The sequence below is a fragment of the Mycobacterium sp. genome (genome assembly GCF_049278535.1).
Taxonomy (GTDB): Bacteria; Actinomycetota; Actinomycetes; order Mycobacteriales; family Mycobacteriaceae; genus Mycobacterium.
The window spans coordinates 1-9234 of record NZ_JBAPMI010000105.1; the positions used below are offsets into that span (position 1 = coordinate 1).

General features: G+C 64.2%; 10 protein-coding genes. 4 read left to right on the plus strand and 6 right to left on the minus strand.

The window, feature by feature from the left end; translation table 11 throughout:
* A partial coding sequence (locus tag WAO18_RS06935; RefSeq protein WP_422205003.1) for a hypothetical protein occupies window positions 1-92 on the plus strand: 92 nt, incomplete at its 5' end.
* On the opposite strand, the gene WAO18_RS06940 is transcribed toward WAO18_RS06935, so the two are convergent.
* From WAO18_RS06940 to WAO18_RS06950, 3 genes are read right to left on the minus strand one after another with little or no spacing between them, the layout of a single operon-like run.
* Window positions 89-1402, minus strand: coding sequence for a sensor histidine kinase (locus WAO18_RS06940; RefSeq protein WP_422204989.1), 1314 nt, complete (start codon window positions 1400-1402; stop codon window positions 89-91). The genes WAO18_RS06935 and WAO18_RS06940 overlap by 4 nt on opposite strands.
* Window positions 1384-1803 (minus strand): response regulator, encoded by a 420-nt coding sequence (locus WAO18_RS06945; protein ID WP_422204990.1) that lies wholly within the window; start codon window positions 1801-1803, stop codon window positions 1384-1386. Before WAO18_RS06945 ends, WAO18_RS06940 begins: the two co-directional genes overlap by 19 nt.
* Before the next feature lie 24 nt (window positions 1804-1827).
* Window positions 1828-2508 (minus strand): response regulator, encoded by a 681-nt coding sequence (locus tag WAO18_RS06950; protein ID WP_422204991.1) that lies wholly within the window; start codon window positions 2506-2508, stop codon window positions 1828-1830.
* A gap of 282 nt (window positions 2509-2790) precedes the next feature.
* Here WAO18_RS06950 and WAO18_RS06955 point away from each other — a divergent pair, with 282 nt between their 5' ends.
* Complete coding sequence (locus WAO18_RS06955) at window positions 2791-3084, plus strand: hypothetical protein (protein WP_422204992.1); 294 nt, start codon at window positions 2791-2793, stop codon at window positions 3082-3084.
* A 90-nt stretch (window positions 3085-3174) separates the two neighbouring features.
* Here WAO18_RS06955 and WAO18_RS06960 read toward each other — a convergent pair whose 3' ends face one another.
* Entirely contained in the window at window positions 3175-3618 is a 444-nt protein-coding gene (locus WAO18_RS06960) for a nuclear transport factor 2 family protein (RefSeq protein WP_422204994.1), read from the minus strand.
* Between the two features lie 164 nt (window positions 3619-3782).
* Here WAO18_RS06960 and WAO18_RS06965 point away from each other — a divergent pair, with 164 nt between their 5' ends.
* Window positions 3783-6599 carry an aminotransferase class I/II-fold pyridoxal phosphate-dependent enzyme gene (locus WAO18_RS06965; RefSeq protein WP_422204996.1) on the plus strand — a complete coding sequence of 939 codons (2817 nt, stop codon included), beginning with the start codon at window positions 3783-3785 and terminating at the stop codon, window positions 6597-6599.
* Here WAO18_RS06965 and WAO18_RS06970 read toward each other — a convergent pair.
* Window positions 6596-7258: a nitroreductase family protein gene (locus WAO18_RS06970; protein ID WP_422204998.1), complete on the minus strand. Its 663-nt coding sequence runs from the start codon at window positions 7256-7258 to the stop codon at window positions 6596-6598. The genes WAO18_RS06965 and WAO18_RS06970 overlap by 4 nt on opposite strands.
* Before the next feature lie 29 nt (window positions 7259-7287).
* On the opposite strand from WAO18_RS06970, the gene WAO18_RS06975 reads away from it, so the two are divergent.
* Complete coding sequence (locus WAO18_RS06975; RefSeq protein ID WP_422205000.1) at window positions 7288-8124, plus strand: MBL fold metallo-hydrolase; 837 nt, start codon at window positions 7288-7290, stop codon at window positions 8122-8124.
* A gap of 168 nt (window positions 8125-8292) precedes the next feature.
* Here the strand turns inward: WAO18_RS06975 and WAO18_RS06980 are convergent.
* The coding region (locus WAO18_RS06980) for a phosphotransferase family protein (protein ID WP_422205001.1) at window positions 8293-9234 on the minus strand (942 nt) is incomplete at its 5' end.

Genomic DNA, 9234 nt, shown 5'->3' on the forward strand with positions numbered 1-9234 from the left:
TCCATCCCTGGTCGTCGGGTAGAGACCTCTACTTCAATTTGTCCCTGTGGTCGTCGTACAACGTGATGCTGATGCACACCGTGCTGCCCTAAGGCTTTTGGACGTCGGCCCGAGTTTCGACGACGGCGGTGACGCGGGTGCCCTGTCCGGGCGCGGAGTCGATCACCAGTTTGCCGCCGATGGCGGAGACGCGGTCGGTCATATTGGTCAGCCCGGTGCCGATGGTTGTTGGCTCGAACCCGCGGCCGGTGTCGCTGATCGTGAGGGTGAGCGTCTGTGCGTCGACACGGGCGGTGATGGTGACAGCGGTGTCGGGGCCGCCGTGCTTGGCGGCATTCTGCAGCGCTTCGCTGCAACAGAAATACAGGGCGGTCTCGACGGAAGCGGGGTAGCGCCCGAGGTGCTGCAGGTCGAGCTGGATCGGGATAGCGGAGTGCGCGGCGACCGCCGACAAGGCTTGGGGCAGACCGCCGCTGACCAGAGACGGCGGATAGATGCCGTGCGCAAGTCTGCGGATCTCGGCGATCGCGGTGTCAAGCAGCCCGGTCGCCTCGGTGAGCAGCGGCTGATATTTCCCCTCGTCTGCGTTGCGGGCGAGCTGGATCAGCACCGCCAGCGCGACGAGGTGTTGCTGGGCACCGTCGTGCAGGTCGCGCTCGATGCGACGCCGTTCCTCGTCAGCGGCCGTGACCAGCCGGCTTCGTGACGCCTCGGCTTCGGCGGCGCGCTCGGCGAGCATCTGCTCCGACACCGCCAGCGCACCAGCGTTGTTCCATGCGATCACCAAAAGGTGAAAGGCATGCATCGGCAACGCCACCACGATGAATGCGTGCTCGATCCAGCGAGGCGGTTGCGCGGCCAAGTGCGCGAAATGCTGAAAACGAGCTACCGAAGCCAGCGCCAGTACGCAACCGGCAGTGATCACCGCGAAGACCAGCCCGCGCTGCCAGCGGATGTAGGGCTGGGCGAAAACGACAGGTACCACGGCAGCCAGCACCATCACCGGTAGCAGGTTCGGTGCCACGAACGTGATGAGGAAAACGGCGGCCCAGTTACTGATACAGGTCAGCGTGATCGACTGTTGATACTTCCCGCGAAGCGCCAACGGCAGCGCTGCCGCCAACACCAGGCATTGCCCGGTGCAGATCGCGGCGATGGCCAGGAACCAGTTGGATCGCAGCACCCACAGGTATTCCCACATCGGCAGCAACACGCCGGCACCGCCATACATGGCCAGGTAACCGCCGAGGAACAGCTGAAAGCGTTCCACCGTGAAGCGGTTGACGAGGTCGTGACCCAGTAACGACGACGATCGGACCGCCGCCTCCAAGAGCACCTGCGGTACCCGCCAGTAGGGCACCGATTCGGCCTCGGTCGTGGGGCTCAGTGGCTCTGTTGCCATAACCGTGTCAGCAGCTCGGGACTCAGATCTTCTTTGTGTAGGTAGGCCGCCGCACCGCAAATGGCGGCTTCCGCGGGGAGATCTTCGAGGTCGTAGGTGGACGTCAACAGCACGATCAACTCTGGATGTGCGGCGCGGATTCGCCGGGTGGCTTCGATGCCACCCATTCCGGGCATGTGGATATCCATCAACACGATCCCAGCACTGCCGTCGGGGATGAGTTCGATTGCGGATTCACCGGTTTCGCAATTGCCGGCCATGGCGAAATTCTCCGTGGCGGCCACGGCGGCTGCTGCAGCGCGCCGGAAACTGGGCTGGTCGTCGACGACCCATACCCGTACCCGCTCGTCCGCCACCTCCGGATAATCCTGCGCGGGTTCGGCGCACACGAGGGTGTACACACCACAGTTCTCATCGTGTGCACATCACTTCTGCTCCGTCGGGCTGTTGTCGCCGAGGAACATCAGCACTGCTTTGACCCGCCGGTCGACGGAGTCGTCGACGGTCAAGCCGAGCTTGGCGAAGATCGAATTGATGTGCTTTTCCACTGCCCGCTGAGTCAGCACAAGCCGTTGCGCCACCGTGCGGTTGCTGAGGCCGGTGGCCAGTTCGGCGAGCACCTCGCGTTCTCTCGGTGTCAGCCGGCTGAGCGTCGCGGCCGAGCTCGGCTGGGCGAGCAGCGCCTCGACCACCAGCGGATCGAGCACCGTCCCACCCGCGGCGACTTGGTGCACCGCCTCGCTGAGCTGATCGAAATGCGAAACGCGTTCCTTCAACAGATAGCCGCGGGCCGCGGTACCGCCGTCCAACAAACCCGTCACCCATTGCGGATCCGCGTACTGCGACAAGACGATCACCCCGATATCCGGATGCGCGGTCCGCATCCACCGGGCCAACCGAATGCCCTCATCAGTCGACGTCGGCGGCATTCTCACATCGGTGAACAGCAGCTTCGGACGATGCTTTTCGATGAGTTCGACCGCGGAGTCATAATCCTCGGCAATTCCAACGACATTCACATCCGGATCGGTGGACAGCGCCCGGTGGACGCTGTCTCGCACCAAGAGGCTGTCCTCGGCGATGACGACCGAAATTGGACCACTCATCAAAATGCCGTCCTTTCTCGATCGTGATGATAGTCAACCGATATCGCCGCTTGGACCCGTTGATCTTGATTGTCGATACTATCCGCGCTTTTACGCCGGGCCGCTACAGTACTGGGCTACTTAATTTCGCGCCGTAACCGCTTATCGGTGCAAACACCGGGGGGTACACACCACCACAGGTGTGGTGCGCGCATTCTGTCCGCCGACTTGTCTCCGGATAACACTCAATGTTTATCCGAGCGTGTTCGCCAAACGCGGCACGCAAATAGGCAAGGAGGCGAAATGTCGCAATCAACAACGACATCCGCGGCACCCCGCGAAGTCGTTCACACCGCTGCGCCGACCTCGGCGACCAAGGGGACGTCACCGGCGTCCGTTCTGCTCACTGAGCAAGAAGTGCTGTTTGCCACTCGAGCGGCCGTATTGCCACCAAAGGCATCGGCCCCCCGCCGGTGGATCGATGCGATTCGCGTTGCCGCCGGCTCGCTGCACCTGCCGCCACCGCGTCAGCATCCTGCGAGAGACCTTGGTTACCTGGAGCGGGCGCGGATGGCGCGCGAAATGGACCGGTTGTGAATACATATGACTGGTCAGGCTCGCCCCGACTCGTGGCACTGTTGCACGAGCTCGGGGCGAGTCTGCGCCGCGATTGCGAGCGCAGCGAGCTCAGCGCGCCGGTCGCGCCATCACCGAATCCGGAGCCGCCCAATCGGTGGAGACCTTGCGATGCCTGATTCGCCAGATGTCACCGTCGGGCACGAATGTGTCGCGGTAACGGCCGATGTGGTCGAGGCCGATATGGGTCACAACAGTGAAATAGCACGACACCTGCGCATGGTCTCGGGTGACCTCGTTGAAGATCAGGTTGGCGACGTTGTGCCGGACGATCGGCTTGACGTCAGCGCTGACGGCGACGTTTCCCGTGACACCGCCGAGGAAGGCCACAATCTCGGATCGGCCGCGCAGCGGTTCGAGGCCGCGGATCTCCAGAACGCCGTCGGCGCAGAAGGTGTCGGCGAGTTCGTCGAGCCGCCCGGCGTCACCCGACCAGTTGTAGCGGGCGAGGGTGTCGCGGACCCGCTCGCGGGCGACCAGCTCCCAGATCTCCACCGTGATCGACTCCCCGCTAATCGTCAGGACTATTGCATCGTCTGCTGGTGACCCCAGAACCATAACCGGACGCTCAGTGTTTGTTTGCTGGTCACCGGAGAGCGGGCCGTGTCTGCGAACCTTGACTCGACGACCGGGGCTCGACGCTTTCTGAGAGGCCAGTGATGACAGAACACTTGCGCGCTTACAACAGCCTGTGGCAGGTCCGTAGCGACTCCTGGTGCCGATTGGAGGAGGCCGCCGACCGGCTGACGCGCCCCGATACCGCGGGGAAGTTGAAAGAAAAGTGCATCGCGTCGTGTCAGGAATTGCTGACCCAGCTGAGCTCATTAGAGCCGTATTGGGCCTACCCCGGCACACCGCAATTCGCTCGTGTACAAAGGCTTTTCGCGGCGGGTAGCTACGACAAGTTCTGCCAGCTGGTCGCGCGGATCAACCGGGCGCTGACCCAGGAGTCGTACCGCACCGGTGATGTGGAGAATGCCGGCGCCGACGAGCTCGACATGTTCCCGTCCGATCCGCGCCAGCTCGAGGGCCAGACCGAAGCCGAGCGCGACCGCCCGTATTTCGAGGTGCTCGTCGTCGAGAAGATGACCGAAGCTCAGGAGCGCGCGCTGCGCAACGAGGTCCGTAAGTGGCGGCGCCCGGACGACGAATTCGTCTACGAACTCGTGGTGGTGGCCAGCGGCGACGAGGCGCTGATCGCGGCACGGCTCAACGTGAACTTGCAGGCGGTGGTGATTCGGCGGCGCTTCTCGCACGAATCGACTCGGGACCTGTCGTCGCTGTCGGAGTTCGTCGACACCGGGGTGTCACACGACTTGGCCGACCACTACTCGCCCGAGGAGCGCGCCCAGATTCTGGCCACCTCGCTGGGGAAGCTGCGGCCCGAACTCGACCTCTACCTGATGACCGAGATCGAGGTCGAGGACATCGCCGGGCGGCTCGGTCAGTACTTCCGACGGGTGTTCCACGCCCGGGAAGGCATGCTCGAGCTGCACCTGTCGATTCTGCACGGCGTCGCGGCGCGTTACCGGACCCCGTTCTTCAGCGCACTCAAGCAGTACAGCCACCGGCCGACAGGTGTCTTTCACGCCCTGCCGATTTCGCAGGGCAAGTCGATCGTCAACTCGCACTGGATCAAAGACATGGTCGGCTTCTACGGTCTGGAAGTCTTCATGGCCGAGACGTCGGCAACCTGCGGTGGCCTTGACTCGTTGCTGGAGCCCACCGGTCCGCTACGTGAATCCCAGCAGCTCGCGTCGAAGGCCTATGGCTCACGGCACACCTACTTCGTCACCAACGGCACTTCGACAGCCAACAAGATCATCACCCAAGCGGTGGTGGCCCCCGGCGACATCGTGCTGCTGGACCGTAACTGCCACCAGTCGCACCACTACGGCATGATGATGGCCGGCGCGAATGTCGTTTACCTCGAGGCCTATCCGCTGAACGACTACTCGATGTACGGCGCCGTGCCACTGCGCGAGATCAAGTCAAAGTTGTTGGCGCTCAAACGGGCCGGCAAGCTGGACCGGGTAAAGATGATGTCGCTGACCAACTGCACCTTCGACGGAATCGTCTACGACGTCGAGCGGGTGATGGAAGAGTGCCTGGCGATCAAGCCCGACCTGGTGTTCCTGTGGGACGAGGCGTGGTTCGCCTTCGCCCGCTTCCACCCGGTCTACCGCACCCGCACCGCGATGGCCTCGGCTGCGGCGGTGCGCGAGCGGCTGCACAGCCCGGAATACAAGGCTAAGTTCGAGAAGCACCTGGCCGAGCAGACCGCCGAAAAGCCCAGCGACGACGACCTTTTGAACCGTCGACTGATGCCCGACCCGGCCCGGGCGCGGGTACGCGTCTACGCCGCCCAGTCGACGCACAAGACGCTGACCTCGTTGCGGCAGGGATCGATGATCCACGTCTACGATCAGGACTTCGACCAGAAGGTCGCGGTGCCATTCCACGAGGCCTACATGGCGCACACTTCGACCTCGCCCAACTATCAGATCCTTGCGTCGCTGGACCTGGGCCGTCGTCAGGTGGCCCTGGAGGGCGCCGAACTGGTGCAGCGTCAAATCGAGAACGCCATGCAGCTGCGCGATGCGATCGACAACCACCCGCTGCTGAGCAAGTACATGAATTGCCTTGGCACGTCGCATCTCATCCCGGACCGGTTCCGTCCGACGGCGATCGACCAGCCGCTGCGCTCCGGTCTGCGCAACATGATGGCGGCCTGGCACGACGACGAGTTCGTGCTCGACCCGTCGCGAATCACGTTGTCCATCGGGCGAACCGGCTATGACGGCGACACGTTCAAACGCGAACAGCTGATGGACCGCTACGGCATTCAGATCAACAAGACCTCACGCAACAGCGTGCTGTTCATGACGAACATCGGCACCACCCGCAGCTCGGTCGCTTTTCTCGTCGAGGTGTTGGTCAGCATCGCCGCCGAACTCGACCAGGCGATCTCGGAGATGAGCCTGGGTGAGCGCGAACACTTCGAGCAGGCGGTGTACCGGCTCACCGAACGTCCGGTGCCGTTGTGCAACTTCAGCGGATTCCACCCGGCGTTCCGCGATCACAGCGGCGCCGAGCCGACACCCGAAGGTGACGTCCGACGCGCGTTCTACCTGTCCTACGACGACACCAACTGCGAATATCTGATGGGCGAGCAGATCGACGAAAAGCTCGATGCCGGAATCGATGTGGTGTCGGCGACGTATGTGACGCCCTACCCGCCGGGCTTCCCGGTCCTGGTGCCCGGTCAGGTGTTCAGCCGCGAGATCCTGCAGTTCATGCGTGACCTGGACACCAAGGAGATCCACGGCTACGAACCGAACTTCGGCTATCGGGTGTACACCGAGAAGGCGATCGAGATGGTCGGCGCCGCAGCCGGTTTGCCGTCCAACGGTCAACACCCGGAACCGTCGGCGCCCAAGACGGCCAAGAAGAAGACGGCGGTGACCGCCGACTAACCGAACGGCTCGCCGTCGAACCGTTCCCTGGTGGCGAATTCGCCGACGCTGGCGCGCCGCAGCTTGGTCAGCTGCTTGACCGGCTTGCCCAACGGCACCAGCGCGGCAAGCGCGTATGTCTCTGGGACGCCGAGCAACTCGCGGACCTTGGGCTCTTCGGCTACCGCCATCGTCGAGATGGTGCCGCCGAAGCCCTCGTTGCGTGCGGCCAGCAGAATGTTCCACACCAGCGGGTAGACCGACCCGCCGCTGATCACGCCGACCCGGTCCAGGTGTTGATCCATCGCGGCGACCACCTCTAGGTTGACGCACACCGCAAGCACCACAGCGGCGTTGACGAACGGAGAGGTGAATTGCGCCGGAACATCCGTCGCCGCAATCTCTTCGGCTGTCGGGCCCGGCTCATGCAACGGATTCCAGGGACTTTCGCCGTTAACCATCTGAGCCGTATACCGCCGGGCGCCGGTCATCGAGAGCTCGGCAAGCGCCTCGCGGGTCGCATGGTCGCGGATCACGATCACCCGCGCGCCCTGGCGGTTGCCGCCGCTGGGCGCAAATCGCGCATTGTCGAGAATCCGTTCCAGAACGTCATCGGGCAGCGGATCGTCGGTGAATGCGCGGGCGGCGAAGGTGGTGCGCATGACGTCGTAGATGTCCACCAACCCATAGTGCATCTACAGTCCATGTCGTGAGCACTCGCGTAGACGCCCGACGGCGTGACGTCGCATTCAGCGTGCTGGGCGGCCCGACGACCGTCGTCGACTTCGGTGGCCGGCGCATCCTGATGGACCCGACGTTCGACGAGCCCGGCCCCCACGGCTATCTGAAGAAGACGGTCGGTCCGGCGATACCCGCCGCCGCCCTGGGACCCATCGACATCGTTTTGGTCAGCCACGACGAGCATCCGGACAACTTCGACACCGAGGGGCGGCAGGTGGCGCTTGCCGCGCCGCTTGTCCTCACCCATCCCGGCTGCGCGGCCCGGCTCGGCCGGCCCGCCGTCGGGCTGAAACCGTTCGAGTCATTCGAGCTTGCTGCTAGTGATGACGCCAAAGCTGTTACCGTGCAAGCGGTTCCGGCGGTACACGGCCCGGCCGACGGGCAGCGTGATGCTGGCGGCCATGTCAACTGTGAGGTCACCGGCTTCGTGCTCTCCGGTCCGGGCCTGCCGACCGTGTATCTCAGCGGCGACAACGCCTCGGTCGGTGCCGTCAAGGACATCGCCGATTCGGTGGGCCCCATCGACGTCGCGATCATCTTCGCCGGTGCGGCCAGGGTGCCGGCCAAGGAGCGTGGACGTCCGCTGACGATGACGGGTCAGCGGGCCGCGGCGGCCGCCGAAGTGCTGGGCGCCAGGCTCGTCATTCCCGCCCACGTCGACGGGTGGGCGCACTTCAGTGAGGGAGTGGGCGAATTCGGTGGCGCCTTCGACGAGGCCGGGATCCTCGACACCCTTGCGGTGGCTCCGTACGGCGAGTGGATCGTCCCGCCCTGGCTACAGCCTGCTGGTCGTGGACGAACCTAGTCACACCGGCATCAGAAGTCCCTACGAGCTGGCATGTAGTGACTTTTGGTTTTGACGACGCATGCGATATCACCGACCGGTGTGATAGCGCATGTAGTCACGTTTCAGAAAATGGGTGTGCTCCCGAGGCCGGTGCGCATGTGACCCGTGTGACTTGAGAAACCCAAGTCACTGGGCGCGCACTGCCGAGATCGTCCAGGCCGGCAAAATCGGTGCCCGGGTGAGGAAGTGGTCGCCCTGTCCGATGCTGCGCAGCAGGGCCTGGGTCCGCATGATGCAGCAGCCCATCCGCGCCATCGCGAAGATCTCGTACCACTCCAGGGCGACCAACTCGCGGCTGATCATCTCCTCGAACCGGTGGATCACCTGCTCACGGCTGTCGAAGCCGGGCAATTCGGGATCGGCGTCAATGCCGTTGACTTCCAACATTTGTCGACGGGTGGCCAACCACCACGCGAAATCCGTTTCGGCGGGACACAAGCAGGCCTGCTCCCAGTCCAGGACGCCGACGATCTGCCCGTCGTCGCCGAAGATGGCGTTGGACAGCCGAGCGTCGTTCCAGCACACCGCGACGTCGCCGGTGTGCTCGGGCTGGTGGCGGCGCAGCCAGGTGAACGCCTCGGTCATCACGTCCGGAATCTGGTTGTCGGTGCCCCAGGCCGCGTACTCCTGCCACCAGGTCAGTTCCGCGGAAACGCCTGTGCCGGTTGGCCGGTGGAGCCACGTCGCCTTGTCGACCGGAACCCGCTGCAGGGCCGCGAGCGTCTCCAGGAACGAATCGTGGGCGCGACGCTGCACCTGCGGTCCCGCGTCGTGCAGCCATCCGCGGGTCGCATAGGTGGTGTCCGACGGGGTGTGCCCGACGATGCGTGGCATCACCAGAAATCTTGAGCCGATCCACGTCTCGTCGGGTTCGTAGACGATCGGTGACGGCGTCGCGATCCCGTGCTGATGCAGCAGCTCCTGGGTCCGCGTCTGCGCGTCCAGGTCGTACTCGGGGTAGATGCCCCCGCCGCCGGGTGGAATGCGCAGCACGTATTCGCTGGAGTGCCCGGCCACGTCGGCGGCGAACACCAGGCTTTCACTCGACCAGCCGGCCGCGCGATTCGC

What these genes read in the sequence shown, in the direction of transcription:
- WAO18_RS06965 (WP_422204996.1), top strand. Translation starts at nt 3,783, where the DNA reads ATGACAGAACACTTGCGCGCTTACAACAGCCTGTGGCAGGTCCGTAGC.
- WAO18_RS06955 (WP_422204992.1), top strand. Translation starts at nt 2,791, where the DNA reads ATGTCGCAATCAACAACGACATCCGCGGCACCCCGCGAAGTCGTTCAC.
- WAO18_RS06950 (WP_422204991.1), bottom strand. Translation starts at nt 2,508, where the DNA reads ATGAGTGGTCCAATTTCGGTCGTCATCGCCGAGGACAGCCTCTTGGTG.
- WAO18_RS06940 (WP_422204989.1), bottom strand. Translation starts at nt 1,402, where the DNA reads ATGGCAACAGAGCCACTGAGCCCCACGACCGAGGCCGAATCGGTGCCC.